Here is a 17,413-nt window from a genome sequence, read left to right as displayed (position 1 = left end):
GTTGTTAAAGTTTGCGTCGTGATATTTGAAATTTTTGAGTATATGAGCATTTGTGTAAGTTGGTGACGGGGGTGTTAAATTATTACCGTCTCATAATTTGTCGAATGTCTCGGCTGTTTTAATTTAAGTTAAGCCTCAATACTTTGCTGAGTCCTCAAAGGGCGAAATCTATCAACCAGCAAGGTATCGTAAAATGATTGATGAACAAGTTGATATCTCCCGTATCGAGGTGAAACTCGACGCCGCAAATTCTGGCCAGCACAAGGTGCTCTATGCCAACGGTCGCATGCAGGTGCGTGTATTGGTTCTTCTTCACGGCATCGATAACAATGGCGACGGCGCGTCACTGTATGGACATCCGGCGTTGCAGTCGCTGCGATTGATCGCCTATAACGGCTCTCGGCCTCTGGAAGGAGACTGGAGCGTATCGCTTCAGGAGAACCGTTATGCTCACGAAATGACGGGGGGTACAACTCGGCTGACTGAAGTCCCGCGCGTCACGCATAACCGGATAAGCGACGACTCTGACCCGGTACAGATTTTTCAGTTCTGGGTTTCGGCTGCCCGACCTGGAATCATGGAAGTCGCAGCCGAGATTGTCATGAACGACGTGGTGTTGCGATCCAACGGAGTCGGCTTCGACAGCAGTGTCACGCTGGAGGCGATTCCGCCGAAAAAATATCCAGTTAGCAGCTTCTCTCTGACCAAATATGCTGAGCAACAGCAGAGAGCCCGATACGACTGGGTTCAACGTTTTCATATTGGTCTTCACGCGGATGGCCGGCAGATCCATCTGCTCGACTGGTACAGCAGTGAAGTAAAACTCCATCCTTATGACTCTGCAGACGCGGTGAAGATTTATGTGTCTGGGAAAATTTCTTCCACTTCATTAAATAGTCGAACAGGATTTTATGGCTTTCTGGCGCCGATTTATGGCGTGAACGCCACGCTTCGCACTCTCGTCGGTAACCAGAATATCCCGATCAATGGAGTGCCAGGACAATTGACCCTCGTTCAATATGCTTCTGCTGACTTGCAGGCTGATCCGAAAAATAAAGATGGATTCGAGTTTGCAGTGATCGATGAGTTCGGTTCGGAGCACAGGCTTTCAATCGATGGTGATAACGAGCGATTCATTCTGGTTCTGAGTGAATCGAGGCGGCCGATGAGACAGTTTGCCTGATTTCGTCATGGGATCAGCGAGTCATCGCTGATCCATTGGACTGGCAATTTTCTGAATCTGAAAGTAAAGGACGATTTTCCATGGCAAACACTTCATCTTCCGCTGTTCATTCAAACGCTTTCAACTTTGGTGAATTTGTTTCCGGAGGCGTTGATCCCCGCACGGGCATGTACACCTGCGCCCTTTCGTTGGGAAAGTTTCATTCAGCGGATCTCAATGGCCCCGAGTTTGCATTTTCACTGGGTTTTAATCCGCTCAATCAGGCGGATGTCGGTTTCGGTACGGGCTGGTCGCTGACCATGCCCTGTTATGACTTGCAGAGCAAAGTCATGACCTTGTCCAACGGTGAACGCTACAAGGCTGTCGAGACGCCTGCCGGCCTGAAGTTCAAGGAAATGAAGCTGCAAACCGCGAGGGTATTGGTAACTGGGGCAGGGCGCTATGAAGTCCGATACAAGGATGGTCGGCGTGAGTTGCTGAAAGTCCTGGCGGGCAGTCATTTCGCCGTAGCGGAGAAAATAATTGCGGCGAACGGTGTCAGCGTTACGCTGAGGCATGAGTTGTTCAACGGGTTTCCCAAGTTGATCGAAATCAATGACACCAAGCGCTGCCTCTTGAGGGTCACACGCAAGGCAGGCCAGGTGGTATTGACCCGGCATCCCGACACTGCTTCCAGTTCCAACTACAAGTTGATCTTGAAAAACGCTCGGGTAACGGCTATCGAGCTACCGCTCGGTAAAGGTTGGGAGCTGGAATATGAGGTGATTGACGGGGCCAGTTATTTGCACCGCCTTGTCAACCCATTGCGCGGTGTAGAGATCATTCGCTACAAGCGCCAAGGCCATCGCTTCGTCAGTGGCGTTGACCGGACATTGCCGTTTGTCATCGCTCACGATATTTACCCAGGGCGTGGCCAACCCAGGCTCTGCAAGACTTACGAGTACTCCGACCATAACTTTCTCGGCCAGGGACTGCTGCCGGCCAGAGACAGTGATGGGGATCCTCTCTATCAGGCGCCCGGCTACTACGTATACACCTCGGATGAGAAGTGGGTGGTAAAAGGCAAAGTTCACACCCGCATCAAACGCACCTACAACAAGTTTCATCTCCTCGTCGCAGAGACGACCACCTGTGGTGACGCGCAGATCGAAACCGCCACCGAATATCACTGCTCCGTCACCAAGCCATTCAATGACCAGGTGGCTCAGTTCCGCATGCCGAAGGTGCATACGGTGACGTACCTTGATCGACGCACCCAGCAAAAGCGTGTGGAAACCACCGTCACCGAGTTCGATCAGGAAGGCAACCTGCTCAAGCAGGTTGAGCCGAGTGGGGTCACGACTTCGACGGAATTTTATCCGGCCAGTGGTGGCGATAATTGCCCAGAGGATCCGCTGGGTTTTACCCGGTTCCCGAGAAAGAGGACGGTCACTGCTGCCGCGTCGGGGGGGGCGTCGACTGTCACGTACTACGACTATGCACTGCATCCAGCATTGAAGGATACGGAACTGGCATCTGTCGTACCGGTTGAGGAGCGTTTGTGCGAAGTGGTGGAAGGCGTTGAGGTCTTACGCTCGAAAACCGAACGCAGTTATCTGAACTCGCCTGAGGACCCACTCAAGCACGGGGCTACGAAAGAGCAGAGTGTCACCCTGAATGATAAAAAAACCTCTACCGAATTTTCCTATGAACTCGAGGGGGAGAGATTGCGGGTCAAGTCCAGCACACGCGGATTTGACGGCACGCTGCAGACCAGTGAAAAAGTACTCTCGACGCTAACCGGATTACTGGTTTCGGAAACGGGTGTCGATGGCGAGCACATCGAACATCAATACGACGCCATCGGCCGTGCAGTGTGCAAAACAGTCGCTTCTGGCACACCTTATGCGGCTGCCACCCAATGGGCCTATCTGGCCGCCACCAAACAGCAGCCGGCGACAGTGGTGACCACGGATCCAGGCGGTGGCGAGCAAAGAGTGACCTATGACGGCCTGGAACGGGTCATCACCGTTCAGGAAAAGGACTGCGACCATCCCGACAAGGACGGTCTCATCGAGGCTCGCACGCTTTATTGCGCCCTGCATGATTCGGTCGGTCACAAGGTGGAAGTGACGCTGACCGATTGGCGCGATAACAAGCCTTATCCGGTCAGCACCCGCTACGAATTCGATTTCTGGGGCCAGGTCAGCAAGACGCTGCATGCCGATGGGCGTATTGAGCATAGTGAGGCGGACCCGGTTCTTCGCCAGCAATCCCATTGGTTTCAGGGAATGGGCAAGACACTCACCCTCGTCAATGATTTCGGTAAGCCACTCAGTGTCGAGCGCTTCAATCTGAAGAACAAGAGTCTCGGCAAAACCGCTTTCACCTATGACGGGTACGGGCGCACAACCAGCCAGACAGACCCTCTGGGCAATACCACTCGATATGAGTACGACGTTTTTGACCGGATAATCCGCAGTGTCCTGCCCGACGCCAGTACGGTCGTGACCGACTATGCCGGGCATAGCGACGAGGGGCTACCGACTGGCATCAAGGTCGATGACATAGTGTTGGGGCAGCAAGCTTATGACGGTTTAAGTCGATTAATACAAAGTACCGTGGGTGGACGAAAGTCCGAGGCTGGTTATGAAGCGGGCTTCACTCAACCGCAGTGGCACAGGAGTGCTGATGGCAACAAAACCGAATTCACCTATTTGCGCGATCTGGGCGGTTTACTGACGGAGCGCAAGGTCGGCGCATTGCTCACGACCATGACGTACGACCCCGTCAGTGGCAATCCCTTGACCTGTACCGAAAAGGGCCGGGAACGCAGCTTTACCTATTACCCCTCCGGACGCGTCAAAACCGAAACGACGACCTTCGGCGCTATCAGTAAAGAAACGTCCAGTACCTATTCCTTGCAGGGGCGACCGATCACCCATGTCGATGTACTCGGAGCCGAATGCAGATCCGACTATGATCAGCACGGCCGCCTGCTATTTACCACGCAGGGTTCGTTGAAAACCGAATTCCACTACGACGTCCAGACGGGGATGCTGGGCTGGACGAAAACCGAAGATACGTCGATCAAGCGGCAGATGATCACCCGATTCGCCTATGACGATATCGGTCGCGAAACCCGCCGTACATTCGAGATTCAGGGCCAGCCCGACCAGACGCTGGAATCGACTTATACGCTTGCTGGCAAACTGGCGCAGAAAGTGTCCAGGCGTGGCACGCAAGTATTGCGCGATGAGCAATTCGCCTACGATGCGCGCGGGCGTCTGATCCAGTACGACTGTACCGGCATGCAGAAGCCCCGTGATCCATACGGTAAGGAAATTGTTCGGCAGACGTTCACCTTCGATGTGCTGGACAACATTCTTACCGTGCAGACGAAGTTCCCGCTGGGCGTCAATCTGACTACGTTCAGTTATGACAATCCTGATCCTGCACAGCTCAGCGCAGTCAAACATTCCCATGCCGACTATCCGCCGGCAGTGACGTTGGAGTACGACGCCAGCGGCAGGATGATCAAGGACGACCAGGGGCGAACCCTGGCCTATGACGCTTTTGGACGGCTCGAGCAATTGTCCGGCGCAGGCGGTTCAGTCATTCGTGGCTACCATTACGACGGTTTCGATGATCTGGTTGAGCTGTCGCAACCCGATCAGGTGACTACGCAGCGTTACTACTACGCAGGCCGGGTCGCCAATGAGGTGAGTGGTGAAAATTCATCCAGTATTGTCCGTCACGGTGGAACGCTCGTAGGGCAACAGCAACGTGGTTTGAATGTCGGCGCGCAGCTGTTTGGCACCGATCAGCAGCAAAGCGTGCTGGCAACGCTGGGCAAGGAACAGCTCACCGATTGCGCCTACAGCCCTTATGGGCACCGTCCTGCCGACGGCGGATTGTTCAGCCTGGCAGGGTTCAACGGCGAGCAGCTGGATCCGGTTACCGGGTTGTATCTGTTGGGCAATGGTTATAGGGCCTATAGCCCGACACTGATGCGTTTTCTTGCCCCCGATAGCATGAGTCCATTCGGCGGTGGCGGAGTCAATGCCTACAGTTATTGCCTGGGCGACCCTGTCAATCGGGTTGACCCTACCGGGCATATCTCTTGGCAATCGGTCCTGGGCATCGGTCTCAGTATTCTCGGGATTGTTGCCAGCGTGGTGACGATGGGCGCGGCGACGCCATGGGCAGTGGCGGCATTGGGACTGGCGGTCGCTTCAGGCTTGGCCGGTATTGCCAGCGAGGTGGTCAATGGGCTGGACCCGGGTTCTCAAGCCGGCGAGATATTGGGCTGGATCAGTTTTGGCCTGGGACTGGCTTCGCTCGGTGCAGGTTTGGCGGCGGGTGCAAAAGCTGCTGTGAATGCGGGCAGGAAGATGGCTTCAGCCTTTAGTAAAGGTCTCAGTCCTAAAAAGGAGGACGCAGCCAGAGCGGCACGACGTCTTAAGGGGAATGCGAAAAAAGCCAAGGCGCCCGTGGAGGACGTGGCAGATCAGCCTTGGCAATTAGTCAGGCCCGAGGCAGAAGACTACCTCTTTGCCGTTCGTAAGACGATGGCCGACGAATTCTTCGGACTCGTGGAAAGCAATATGTCCCCCCTACAGGCAGCCAGGAAGTCGAGGATGTATTACGAGGAATTCGGCGCAGCCGGTGATGGAAGAAAAGTAACGCATGTTTTTTTTACGGCCTCGAAAGGACGGGGAGAGCGTATTTATCTTCTGGAGGACAGTAAACAGAGAGTTTGCAAGGTCCTGCAGGCGGGCGGTCATTGGACCGACGGGGAGACCAACGCAATAATGAGATCGGCCAAAAATATGGTTACAACGCGCGTATGAGCACTCTGTGCTTGCCCTTTTAGGGGGATTAAGGTCTGGAATGCTGTTCAAGTGCCCACTCCACATGTTCTTTAACCAACTCTGACGGATAATCACGTCGCGCCTTCAACGCTTCCAGCACCGGAATCGTTGAAGGCGCATTGCCTAGCCCCACCGCCAGATTGCGTAACCAGCGCTCATAGCCCGCCCGCCGCAACGGCGAACCTTCGGTGCTGCTCAAGAACTTCTCTTCGTCCCACATGAACAGTTCGGCAAGTTCGGCATTGTCGAGGTTGTGCCGTGGCTGAAAATCGCCTTCCCCGGACGGCTTGGCGAAACGATTCCAAGGGCAGACTATCTGGCAGTCGTCACAGCCAAACACCCGATTGCCGATCAACGGGCGCAGCTCTTCGGGAATGGCAGTTTTCAGCTCGATGGTCAGATAGGAAATGCAACGCCGGGCGTCCAGCACATAGGGGCCGACGAAGGCATTGGTCGGGCAGATGTCGAGGCACGCGGTGCAGCGCCCGCAATGCTCAGTGCTGTGCGGTTCGTCCACCGGCAACGGCAGATCGACGAACAGTTCGCTCAAGAAGAAATAACTGCCGGCCTTGCGGTTCAGCACCAAGGTGTTTTTGCCGATCCAGCCCAGCCCGGCCTGCTCGGCGATGGCTTTTTCCAGCACCGGTGCGCTGTCGACAAAGGCACGAAAACCGAACGGGCCGATCTCTGCCTGGATCTTGTCGGCCAATTGTTGAACACGCTTACGGATCAATTTGTGGTAATCGCGGCCCAAGGCATAACGCGACACGTATGCCTTATCCGGTTGCGCCAGCATTTGTGCCATTTGCGTGTCGCCCGGCAGGTAGTCCATGCGCAGCGAGACCACGCGCAAAGTGCCCGGCACCAGTTCCTCGGGGTGCGAGCGTTTGCTGCCATGGGCGCCCATGTAATCCATCTCGCCGTGATAACCGGCCTCGAGCCACCGTTGCAGATGCTGCTCATGTTCGGCCAGGTCCAGGCCACTGATGCCGACTTGCTGGAAGCCTAGCTCACGGCCCCAATCCTTGATCGATTGGGCGAGGGCGGGCAGGTCTGTGGTGATGGCGGACATGAGGCGAGAGAAACCGGAGCTGAGGTGCGTATAATTCTGCCAGACATCGGAGCCCGAAGACGCATGCCGCAGACGAAAGATGAATTACCCGACGCGCTGTACCGCGCCGCACAGGTGCGCGAACTCGACGCACGGCTGATTGCCGCCGGCACGCCGGGCTTCGAACTGATGCAGCGTGCCGCCCGGGCAACGTGGCGCGTGCTGGTGCGCCAGTGGCCGACAGCGAACGCGCTGACGGTGCTGGCCGGTCACGGCAACAATGCCGGCGACGGTTATCTGGTGGCCCTGCTCGCGCAACGTGCCGGGTGGTCGGTGCAGGTGTTGGCGGTTGGCGATCCGCAGCGTTTGCAGGGCGACGCGGCCTCGGCCCATGCCGAGGCGCTGGCCGAAGGTGTTGCGGTGCAACGCTGGCAGACGCAAAGCCAATTGCGCGGCGTCGTCCTCGATGCGTTGCTCGGCACCGGGCTGAGTGGCGAGGTGCGTGAGCCCTATGCCGCTGCCATTGCTGCGATCAACGCCAGCGGTTTGCCGGTGGCGGCCGTCGATATCCCTTCGGGACTGTGTGCCGACACCGGTCGGGAACTGGGCGTTGCGGTGCGCGCCGAGCTTACGGTGACGTTCATTGGCCTGAAGATCGGGCTGTTGACCGGCGACGCAGCGGATCATGTCGGCGAGTTGGTATTCAATGACTTGCATGCCACTGCCGAAACCTTCCGTGACATTCCCGTCAGCGCGCGACGGCTGAACGCCGCTAACCTTCCAACACTTGCCGCGCGCGCGCCGACTTCACACAAGGGGCGTTTCGGCCATGTGCTGCTGATTGGCGGCGATCACGGTTTTGGCGGGGCGATTCTGCTCAGCACGCAAATGGCCTTGCGCAGCGGCGCGGGCATGGTGTCGCTGGCGACTCGCCCCGAGCACGTGCCGGCAGCGCTGACCCGTGTACCTGAAGCCATGGTGCTTGGCGCCTCGTCAGCCAATCAGCTGATGGGCCTGCTGGAAAAGGTCTCGGTGCTGGTCGTCGGGCCGGGCCTTGGTCAGGCGAGTTGGGGCCGCGCCTTGTTATCGGCAGCCGCCAACGCCGCGTTGCCGCAGGTGTGGGATGCCGATGCGCTGAACCTGCTGGCCAGCGGTTTTGTCCAGTTGCCCAAGGATTGCGTGATGACTCCGCATCCGGGCGAGGCGGCGCGTCTGCTGCAAATCAGTACCGCCGAGGTCCAGGCTGATCGCCCGGCGGCGGCGCTGGCCTTGAGCAAACAATATTCGGCGGTTGTCGTGCTCAAAGGCTCCGGCAGTCTGATTGCTCACCCGGACGGCCGTCTGGCACTGTGTCATCAAGGGCATCCGGCCATGGCCACGGCCGGGCTCGGTGACGTGCTGGCCGGTTTGATTGGCGCGTTGCTGGCGCAAGGCATGGACAGTTATGACGCCGCCTGCCTCGCAGTCTGGCTGCACGCCAATGCGGGCATGCAACAAGGGAAATCAGGCCGTGGGCTGGCGGCCAGTGATTTGATTCCAGCCATTCGTCAGTTGTTGGAGGAGCAAGCACCGTGTCTGAAGTAACCCTGTACCTGGCCGATGAACAGGCCATGAGCGACTTTGGCGCACGGATCGCCCGTGTGACCCAGGGCCATGGCCTGATTTTTCTCGAAGGCAATCTGGGCATGGGCAAAACCACGCTGTCGCGGGGCATCATCCGAGGGCTGGGGCATGTAGGGGCAGTCAAGAGCCCGACCTTCACGTTGGTCGAACCCTACGAGATTGGCGACATTCGCGCCTTTCACTTCGACCTGTATCGCCTGGTCGATCCGGAAGAGCTGGAGTTTCTCGGCATCCGCGACTACTTCGAAGACGATGCCCTGTGCCTGATCGAGTGGCCCGATAAAGGTGCAGGCTTTTTGCCAAAGCCTGACCTGACCATTACCATTAGCCCGCAAGACAGCGGGCGTTCGCTGAAAATTTTAGCCCAGGGCTCGCGTGGCGAGGCCTGGTGTGCCGTTTTGGCATCGGAATTCAATTAAATGATGGGGTTTGGTATGCGCTTTCGCGCGTTGGTGGCTGCCGCTGGACTGATATTGATGGCAGTAACCGTCAACGCTGTGGCCGATTCAAAGGTCAACAGCGTGCGCCTGTGGCGGGCGCCGGACAACACGCGACTGGTGTTTGATCTGAGCGGCCCGGTGCAACACAGCGTTTTCACCCTCACCGCACCGGATCGACTGGTGATCGACATCAACGGCGCCACCCTCGGCGCGCCGTTGAATGTACAGACGGCGAACACGCCGATCACTGCGATGCGCTCGGCCCAGCGCACGCCGACTGACCTGCGTGTGGTTATCGACCTGAAAAAAGCTGTCACGCCGAAAAGCTTCTCGCTGGCGCCGAACGCGCAGTACGGCAACCGGCTGGTGGTCGATCTGTTCGACAACCCGGCCGACGCCGCACCGCCGCCGGCCCCGACGCCATCGGTGGCGACTGTGCCGGCAGTGCCGGTGACCCCGACCGAACCGGCAATCAAGTTGCCGCCCGCCCCGGCCGGCAAGCGTGACATTATTGTGGTGATCGATGCCGGCCACGGTGGCGAAGACCCGGGTGCGTCCGGATCGCGCGGCCAGCGTGAGAAGGACGTGGTGCTGCAGATCGCCCGCGAGCTTCAGCGTCAGGTCAACGGCATGAAAGGCTTCCGCGCCGAACTGACCCGTACCGGTGATTACTTCATTCCGTTGCGCGGGCGTACCGAAATTGCCCGCAAGAAGGGCGCCGACCTGTTCGTCTCGATTCACGCCGACGCCGCACCGTCCGCGGCAGCCTTTGGTGCTTCGGTGTTCGCTCTGTCCGATCGTGGCGCTACCTCCGAGACCGCCCGTTGGCTGGCCGACAGCGAAAACCGCTCCGACCTGATCGGTGGTGCCGGTAACGTCAGCCTCGACGACAAGGACCGCATGCTCGCCGGCGTGCTGCTCGACCTGTCGATGACCGCATCGCTGACCTCCAGTCTCAATGTCGGCCAGAAAGTCCTGACCAACATCGGCCGGGTCACGCCGCTGCACAAACAGCGCGTGGAACAGGCCGGATTCATGGTGCTGAAGTCTCCGGATATTCCGTCGATCCTGGTCGAAACCGGCTTCATCTCCAATGCCAACGAAGCGAACAAGCTTTCGGCGGCGAGCCACCAGCAGGCGCTGGCACGTTCGATCAGCAGCGGCGTGCGCCAGTTCTTCCAGCAGAATCCGCCACCGGGCACTTACATCGCCTGGCTGCGTGACTCCGGCAAGATCGCCCAGGGCCCGCGCGACCACCGCGTCGGTCCGGGTGAAACCCTGGCGATGATCGGCGTGCGCTATCAAGTCTCGCCAGCCACTTTGCGCGCCGCCAATAATCTGAAAAGCGACGAGCTGAAAGTCGGTCAGCACTTGACCATTCCCGGCACCGAACTGGCGTCCAAAGAATGAACCAGGTCCTGAATACGGCGCGCATCGAGCTGCTCAGCCCACGGCTGGCGAACCAGATTGCCGCGGGTGAGGTGGTCGAGCGCCCGGCCTCGGTGATCAAGGAATTGCTGGAAAACAGCCTCGACTCCGGCGCCAAACGTATCGACGTTGACGTTGAGCAGGGCGGCGTCAAGCTGCTGCGCGTGCGCGACGACGGCAGTGGTATTTCTGCCGATGACCTGCCACTGGCCCTGGCCCGTCACGCCACCAGCAAAATCCGCAATCTCGAAGACCTCGAGCAGGTGATGAGCCTGGGCTTTCGTGGCGAGGCACTGGCCTCGATCAGCTCTGTGGCGCGTTTGACTCTGACCTCACGCACCCGCGATGCCGATCAGGCCTGGCAAGTGGAAACCGAAGGTCGCGACATGGCGCCCCGTGTGCAACCGGCGGCACATCCGGTCGGTACCTCGGTGGAAGTGCGTGACCTGTTCTTCAACACCCCGGCGCGGCGCAAATTCCTCAAGACCGAAAAAACCGAATTCGATCACCTGCAAGAAGTGATCAAACGCCTGGCGCTGGCGCGTTTCGATGTGGCTTTCCATCTGCGCCACAACGGCAAGACCATCCTCAGCCTCCATGAGGCCCATGACGACGCGGCCCGCGCCCGGCGTGTCGCGGCAATCTGCGGCTCGGGCTTTCTCGAGCAGGCGTTGCCGATCGAGATCGAGCGCAATGGCCTGCACCTCTGGGGCTGGGTGGGCTTGCCGACGTTCAACCGTAGCCAGGCGGACTTGCAGTATTTCTTCGTGAATGGCCGGGCGGTGCGCGACAAGCTAGTGGCCCATGCCGTGCGCCAGGCGTATCGCGACGTGCTGTTCAATGGCCGGCATCCGACGTTTGCGCTGTTTTTCGAGGTCGATCCGGCAGCGGTTGACGTCAACGTGCACCCAACCAAGCACGAAGTGCGCTTCCGTGACGGGCGCATGGTCCATGATTTCCTCTACGGCACACTGCACCGCGCGTTGGGCGATGTGCGCCCGGAAGATCAACTGGCCGGCTCCGTCACCACGGCGATCGTTCGACCGAGCGGAATCGAGGCGGGCGAATTCGGCCCACAGGGCGAGATGCGTCTGGCCGCGAATGCGTTGCTTGAACAACCGCAGGCGCAACCGGCGTTCAACACGTCCTCCGGCGCCAGCGCTGGCGGCGCTTATCAGTATCAATACACGCCGCGTCCGCAATCGGCCGTGCCCGCGGCCGAGGCTCAGGCCGCTTACAAAGAGTTTTTCGCACCGTTGCCGCAAGCCAACGCCGACGCATTGCCCACCGGTCAGGAAGACATCCCGCCGCTCGGTTACGCACTGGCGCAGCTCAAGGGCATCTACATTCTTTCCGAAAACGCTCATGGGCTGGTGCTGGTGGACATGCACGCCGCTCACGAGCGAATCATGTACGAGCGCCTGAAAATCGCCATGGCCAGCGAAGGCCTCAGTGGTCAGCCGCTGCTTGTCCCAGAGTCATTGGCGGTCAGTCAGCGCGAAGCTGATTGCGCTGAAGAACATGCGGCGTGGTTTCAGCGTCTGGGCTTTGAATTGCAACGCCTTGGCCCGGAAACCCTGGCGATCCGGCAGATTCCGGCGTTGCTCAAGCAGGCCGAAGCCAACCGGCTGGTCGGCGACGTGCTGTCGGACCTGATGGAGTACGGCACCAGCGACCGGATTCAGGCGCATCTGAACGAACTGCTCGGCACCATGGCCTGCCACGGCGCGATCCGCGCCAACCGGCGCCTGGCCCTGGCGGAAATGAACGGTCTGCTGCGCGACATGGAAAACACCGAGCGCAGCGGTCAATGCAACCATGGCCGACCGACCTGGACCCAACTGGGCCTGGACGATCTGGACAAACTGTTCCTGCGCGGTCGTTGATGAGCCAGCTTCCTCCAGCGATTTTCCTGATGGGCCCGACCGCTGCGGGCAAGACCGATCTGGCCATCGAGTTGACCAAGGTGCTGCCCTGCGAGTTGATCAGCGTCGATTCGGCGCTGGTCTATCGCGACATGGACATCGGCACGGCCAAGCCGTCGAAGGCGTTACTGGCCGAATACCCGCATCGTTTGATAGATATACTCGATCCGGCCGAGACTTATTCGGCTGCCGATTTTCGCCGCGATGCACTGCTGGCTATGGCTGATATCACCGCGCGCGGAAAAATTCCGCTGCTGGTGGGCGGCACGATGCTCTATTACAAAGCTTTGGTCGAAGGTCTGGCAGACATGCCGGCAGCCGATCCCGAGGTCCGTGCGCAGATTGAAGAAGAGGCCGCGCGCCTTGGCTGGCAAGCCCTGCACGATCAGTTGGCGGTCATCGATCCGGTATCGGCGGCGCGGATTCACCCGAACGATCCGCAGCGCTTGAGTCGCGCCCTGGAAGTTTACCGGGTCAGTGGCCAGAGCATGACCGCCCTGCGCGAGCAACAATCTGCGCAAAGTACTGAAGCAGCCGCTTCGGGACTGCAACAATTGCCCTATACTGTCGCGAACCTGGCCATTGCTCCGGCAAATCGCCAGGTACTGCATGAGCGCATTGAACAAAGATTCACAAATATGTTGGAACAGGGGTTTATCGATGAGGTCGTAGCCCTGCGTAAAAGAAGTGACCTGCATTCGGGGTTGCCGTCTATACGTGCGGTAGGCTACCGCCAAGTCTGGGATTACCTGGATGGCAAGCTGACGTTGGCTGAAATGCAGGAGCGCGGCATCATCGCCACGCGGCAATTGGCCAAACGCCAGTTCACCTGGCTGCGCAGCTGGGAAGATATACACTGGCTGGACAGTCTTGATTGCGACAATCTGCCACGCGCCTTGAAATACCTTGGGACCATCTCCATATTGAGCTGAGTCCTTGCAATTGCCGTCTATCCTTGGGGGTGTGACGGCCAAAGCCATCTGAATTACCTATTTTTTATTATTGAATCCTTAAAGGAGTGCGGCACATGTCAAAAGGGCATTCGCTACAAGACCCTTACCTGAATACTTTACGTAAAGAGAAAGTTGGGGTTTCCATCTACCTGGTCAACGGTATCAAACTGCAAGGCACGATCGAGTCGTTCGACCAGTTCGTCATCCTGCTGAAAAACACCGTCAGCCAGATGGTTTACAAACACGCTATCTCGACAGTAGTGCCGGTGCGTCCGATTCGTCTGCCTAGTGCAACCGAAAGCGAACAGGGTGATGCAGACCCAGCGCCGGGTAACGCCTGATAGGAGTCTCCTTTGTTCTTTGAGCGCCACGGTGGTGGTGAACGAGTCATCCTCGTTCACTTGGATGGACAGGACCCTGAGGCGCGCGAAGATCCGCAGGAGTTTCAGGAGTTGGCTAATTCGGCTGGCGCCGAGACCGTTGCGTTTTTTAACGTGCCGCGTCATCGGCCAACCGCCAAATACCTGATCGGCAGCGGCAAGGTCGAAGAGTTGCGCGACCTGGTCAAGGCTGAAGAAGCCGATCTGGTGATTTTCAATCACATCCTCACGCCCAGTCAGGAACGTAACCTCGAACGGGTTTTCGAGTGTCGCGTGATCGACCGCACGGGTCTGATTCTCGATATCTTCGCCCAGCGCGCCCGTACCCATGAAGGCAAGCTCCAGGTCGAACTGGCCCAGCTTGATCACATGAGTACCCGGCTGGTTCGCGGCTGGACTCACCTTGAACGTCAGGGTGGCGGTATCGGCATGCGCGGCCCGGGTGAAACCCAGCTGGAAACCGACCGCCGTCTGCTGCGGGTGCGCCTGCGCCAGATCAAGGGCCGGCTGGAAAAAGTGCGCAGCCAGCGCGAGCAGTCGCGTCGCGGCCGATCACGTGCGGATATTCCTACCGTGTCTCTGGTGGGCTATACCAACGCCGGCAAATCCACACTCTTCAACAACGTGACGAAGTCCGACGTGTACGCGGCTGACCAGTTGTTCGCCACGCTGGACCCGACGCTGCGCCGTCTGGACCTTGACGACCTCGGTCCGATTGTCCTCGCCGACACGGTGGGCTTTATTCGTCACCTGCCGCACAAGCTGGTCGAAGCATTTCGGTCTACGCTCGAAGAGTCGAGCAACTCCGACCTGCTTCTGCACGTGATCGATGCGGCCGAACCGGATCGCATGTTGCAGATCGAGCAGGTGATGGTGGTGCTGGGCGAGATTGGCGCCCAGGACTTGCCGATCCTCGAGGTCTATAACAAACTCGATTTGCTTGAAGGCGTGGAGCCACAGATCCAGCGCGATGCCGATGGCAAGCCGCAACGGGTCTGGCTCTCGGCGCGTGATGGCAGTGGTCTGGAATTGCTTGAGCAAGCCATTGCCGAGTTGCTGGGCAGTGATTTGTTTGTCGGCACATTGCGTTTGCCGCAACGATTCGCTCGACTGCGTGCGCAGTTCTTCGAACTCGGTGCGGTGCAAAAAGAAGAACACGATGAAGAAGGCGTCAGCCTGCTGACCGTTCGTTTGCCCCGGGTCGAGTTGAATCGACTGGTAAGCCGCGAAGGATTGCAGCCGATGGAATTCATCGAGCAACACACTTTGCAATAAAAGCCTGACAAAGCGGTTGTGCCGCAACGGCAGGCATTCTGTAGCATTGGTCGGCGCGCCGTGGGTGCGTCTTTGCTTTATCAGATGGAGAGCGCTATGGCTTGGAATGAGCCGGGTGGCAACTCGAACAATCAGGATCCCTGGGGTGGCAAGCGCCGCAATAACGGCGACCGCAAGGGGCCACCGGATCTCGACGAGGCCTTCCGAAAGCTGCAGGAAAGCCTGAACGGGTTGTTCGGTGGTGGCAAGAAACGTGGTGATGACGGCGGTGGTTCGGGCAAACGCAGTGGCGGCTTCGGCGGCCTGCTCGGCATCGGCCTGGTCGTGCTGGCGGCTGTCTGGCTGTACAGCGCAGTCTACGTGGTGGACGAGCAGGAGCAGGCCGTAGTGCTGCGCTTCGGCAAGTACTACGAGACCGTCGGCCCGGGCCTGAACATCTACTTCCCGCCGATCGACAAGAAGTACATGGAAAACGTCACGCGTGAACGTGCGTATACCAAGCAGGGCCAGATGCTCACCGAGGACGAGAACATCGTCGAAGTGCCGCTGACCGTGCAGTACAAGATCAGCAACCTGCAGGACTTCGTGCTGAACGTCGATCAGCCGGAAATCAGCCTGCAGCACGCGACTGACAGCGCCTTGCGCCACGTGGTGGGTTCCACCGCCATGGACCAGGTGCTGACCGAAGGTCGTGAGTTGATGGCCAGCGAAATCAAGGAGCGTCTGCAACGCTTCCTCGATACCTATCGCACCGGTATCACGGTCACCCAGGTCAACGTACAGAGCGCAGCGGCACCGCGTGAAGTTCAGGAAGCCTTCGATGACGTGATCCGCGCCCGTGAAGACGAGCAGCGTTCGCGCAACCAGGCTGAAACCTACGCCAACGGCGTCGTGCCGGAAGCCCGTGGTCAGGCCCAGCGCATCATCGAAGATGCCAACGGCTACCGTGACGAAACCGTCTCGCGCGCCAAGGGTGAGGCCGATCGCTTCACCAAACTGGTCGCCGAGTATCGCAAGGCTCCTGAAGTAACCCGCCAGCGTCTTTACCTGGACACCATGCAGGAAGTCTTCAGCAACACCAGCAAGGTACTCGTGACCGGCAACAAGAACGGCCAGAGCAACCTGCTTTACCTGCCGTTGGACAAAATGATCCAGAACAGTTCGGGCAGCGCACCGGTCACCGGTTCGGCCGCCGCCAGCAACAACACGGAAACCGTGCCGCATGTCACTGACCTGCCGCAGACGCGCACAAGGGAGACCCGCTGATGAGCAATAAATCGCTGATCGCCCTTATTGTTGGCGTCGTCGTGGTACTGGTGGGCTGGAACTGCTTCTACATCGTCGCTCAGACCGAGCGTGCGGTGCTGCTGCAATTCGGTCGTGTGGTTCAGGCTGATGTTCAGCCGGGCCTGCATGTGAAAGTGCCTTACGTCAATCAGGTGCGTAAGTTCGACGCACGCCTGATGACGCTGGACGCACCGACGCAGCGCTTCCTGACCCTGGAAAAGAAAGCGGTGATGGTCGACGCCTACGCCAAGTGGCGCGTGAAAGATGCCGAGCGCTTCTACACCGCGACCTCCGGCCTCAAGCAGATCGCCGACGAGCGTTTGTCCCGTCGTCTGGAATCCGGTCTGCGTGACCAGTTCGGCAAGCGCACCCTGCACGAAGTCGTGTCGGGTGAGCGTGATGCACTGATGGCTGACATCACTGCGTCGCTGAACAAGATGGCGGAAAAAGAGCTGGGTATCGAAGTGGTCGATGTCCGGGTCAAGACCATCGATCTGCCGAAGGAAGTGAACCGCAGCGTGTTCGAGCGTATGAGCACCGAGCGTGAGCGTGAAGCCCGCGAGCACCGCGCCAAGGGTAACGAGCTGGCCGAAGGCATCCGTGCCGACGCCGACCGCCAACGCCGTGTGCTGCTGGCGGAAGCCTATCGTGAATCCGAAGAGGTTCGCGGTGATGGTGATGCCCAGGCCGCTGCGATCTACTCCAAGGCCTACGGTCAGGATCAGGAGTTCTACGCGTTCTACCGTAGCCTGCGTGCCTACCGTGAAAGCTTCGCGAACAAATCCGACGTACTGGTCCTCGACCCAAGCAGCGACTTTTTCCATTACCTGGAAAAGGCCAAGCCTTGATACGACGTTGACCTGAATCACTCCGCCCGGCGGCTAAAACCTCGGGCGGGGTGATCCTTTGGGAAAACGTGTGTATGATGCGGCAGCCGGGAAATTCCCGGCTTTTTTGCGTCTGCACGTTTGATTGCTGTTTTTGCTGCAGAGCATCGGGTTGAAAGGCTCGAGCG

Annotated in this window: 12 protein-coding genes; 11 read left to right on the top strand and 1 reads right to left on the bottom strand. The window is 58.7% G+C overall.

What is annotated here, in order from left to right:
- Window positions 1–193 precede the first annotated feature (193 nt).
- Window positions 194–1,183: a hypothetical protein gene (locus HU755_RS11480; protein ID WP_186632577.1), complete on the top strand. Its 990-nt coding sequence runs from the start codon at window positions 194–196 to the stop codon at window positions 1,181–1,183.
- An 80-nt stretch (window positions 1,184–1,263) separates the two neighbouring features.
- Window positions 1,264–6,015 (top strand): RHS repeat-associated core domain-containing protein, encoded by a 4,752-nt coding sequence (locus HU755_RS11475; protein ID WP_186632574.1) that lies wholly within the window; start codon window positions 1,264–1,266, stop codon window positions 6,013–6,015.
- Window positions 6,016–6,043: 28 nt separating this feature from the next.
- Here HU755_RS11475 and queG read toward each other — a convergent pair whose 3' ends face one another.
- The gene (gene queG, locus HU755_RS11470; RefSeq protein ID WP_186632571.1) at window positions 6,044–7,108 is read right to left on the bottom strand and encodes a tRNA epoxyqueuosine(34) reductase QueG; all 1,065 of its coding nucleotides are present in this window, start codon (window positions 7,106–7,108) and stop codon (window positions 6,044–6,046) included.
- 63 nt (window positions 7,109–7,171) lie between these two features.
- Here queG and HU755_RS11465 point away from each other — a divergent pair, with 63 nt between their 5' ends.
- The 9 genes from HU755_RS11465 (at window position 7,172) to hflC (ending at window position 17,246) form a co-directional block, all read left to right on the top strand.
- A complete protein-coding gene (locus HU755_RS11465) occupies window positions 7,172–8,671 on the top strand; it encodes an NAD(P)H-hydrate dehydratase (protein WP_186632568.1) in 1,500 nt (499 codons plus the stop codon).
- The gene (gene tsaE, locus HU755_RS11460) at window positions 8,659–9,129 is read left to right on the top strand and encodes a tRNA (adenosine(37)-N6)-threonylcarbamoyltransferase complex ATPase subunit type 1 TsaE (RefSeq protein WP_186632565.1); all 471 of its coding nucleotides are present in this window, start codon (window positions 8,659–8,661) and stop codon (window positions 9,127–9,129) included. Before HU755_RS11465 ends, tsaE begins: the two co-directional genes overlap by 13 nt.
- 3 nt (window positions 9,130–9,132) lie before the next feature.
- Complete coding sequence (locus HU755_RS11455) at window positions 9,133–10,560, top strand: N-acetylmuramoyl-L-alanine amidase (protein WP_202883674.1); 1,428 nt, start codon at window positions 9,133–9,135, stop codon at window positions 10,558–10,560.
- The gene (gene mutL, locus HU755_RS11450) at window positions 10,557–12,464 is read left to right on the top strand and encodes a DNA mismatch repair endonuclease MutL (RefSeq protein ID WP_186621701.1); all 1,908 of its coding nucleotides are present in this window, start codon (window positions 10,557–10,559) and stop codon (window positions 12,462–12,464) included. Before HU755_RS11455 ends, mutL begins: the two co-directional genes overlap by 4 nt.
- Window positions 12,464–13,435 (top strand): tRNA (adenosine(37)-N6)-dimethylallyltransferase MiaA, encoded by a 972-nt coding sequence (gene miaA, locus HU755_RS11445; RefSeq protein WP_186547659.1) that lies wholly within the window; start codon window positions 12,464–12,466, stop codon window positions 13,433–13,435. The genes mutL and miaA overlap by 1 nt, the downstream gene beginning before the upstream one ends.
- 95 nt (window positions 13,436–13,530) lie before the next feature.
- The gene (gene hfq, locus HU755_RS11440; protein ID WP_108592145.1) at window positions 13,531–13,797 is read left to right on the top strand and encodes an RNA chaperone Hfq; all 267 of its coding nucleotides are present in this window, start codon (window positions 13,531–13,533) and stop codon (window positions 13,795–13,797) included.
- Window positions 13,798–13,809: 12 nt separating this feature from the next.
- Complete coding sequence (gene hflX, locus HU755_RS11435; protein WP_186547657.1) at window positions 13,810–15,111, top strand: ribosome rescue GTPase HflX; 1,302 nt, start codon at window positions 13,810–13,812, stop codon at window positions 15,109–15,111.
- A 96-nt stretch (window positions 15,112–15,207) separates the two neighbouring features.
- Window positions 15,208–16,377 carry an FtsH protease activity modulator HflK gene (gene hflK, locus HU755_RS11430; RefSeq protein ID WP_186621696.1) on the top strand — a complete coding sequence of 390 codons (1,170 nt, stop codon included), beginning with the start codon at window positions 15,208–15,210 and terminating at the stop codon, window positions 16,375–16,377.
- A complete protein-coding gene (gene hflC, locus HU755_RS11425; RefSeq protein WP_186547653.1) occupies window positions 16,377–17,246 on the top strand; it encodes a protease modulator HflC in 870 nt (289 codons plus the stop codon). Before hflK ends, hflC begins: the two co-directional genes overlap by 1 nt.
- The last annotated feature ends 167 nt before the right edge of the window (window positions 17,247–17,413 follow it).

It is taken from the genome of Pseudomonas sp. SWRI111 (assembly GCF_014268555.1).
Taxonomy (GTDB): Bacteria; Pseudomonadota; Gammaproteobacteria; order Pseudomonadales; family Pseudomonadaceae; genus Aquipseudomonas; species Aquipseudomonas hamedanensis.
Note: the sequence above shows the minus strand (reverse complement) of the source record. Positions and strands in the feature narration are given on the sequence as shown.

Coding starts and splice junctions, on each gene's coding strand:
- hfq (WP_108592145.1), top strand. CDS start 13,531: ATGTCAAAAGGGCATTCGCTACAAGACCCTTACCTGAATACTTTACGT.
- hflK (WP_186621696.1), top strand. CDS start 15,208: ATGGCTTGGAATGAGCCGGGTGGCAACTCGAACAATCAGGATCCCTGG.
- queG (WP_186632571.1), bottom strand. CDS start 7,108: ATGTCCGCCATCACCACAGACCTGCCCGCCCTCGCCCAATCGATCAAG.
- HU755_RS11475 (WP_186632574.1), top strand. CDS start 1,264: ATGGCAAACACTTCATCTTCCGCTGTTCATTCAAACGCTTTCAACTTT.
- mutL (WP_186621701.1), top strand. CDS start 10,557: ATGAACCAGGTCCTGAATACGGCGCGCATCGAGCTGCTCAGCCCACGG.
- miaA (WP_186547659.1), top strand. CDS start 12,464: ATGAGCCAGCTTCCTCCAGCGATTTTCCTGATGGGCCCGACCGCTGCG.
- hflC (WP_186547653.1), top strand. CDS start 16,377: ATGAGCAATAAATCGCTGATCGCCCTTATTGTTGGCGTCGTCGTGGTA.
- HU755_RS11465 (WP_186632568.1), top strand. CDS start 7,172: ATGCCGCAGACGAAAGATGAATTACCCGACGCGCTGTACCGCGCCGCA.
- HU755_RS11455 (WP_202883674.1), top strand. CDS start 9,133: ATGGGGTTTGGTATGCGCTTTCGCGCGTTGGTGGCTGCCGCTGGACTG.
- HU755_RS11480 (WP_186632577.1), top strand. CDS start 194: ATGATTGATGAACAAGTTGATATCTCCCGTATCGAGGTGAAACTCGAC.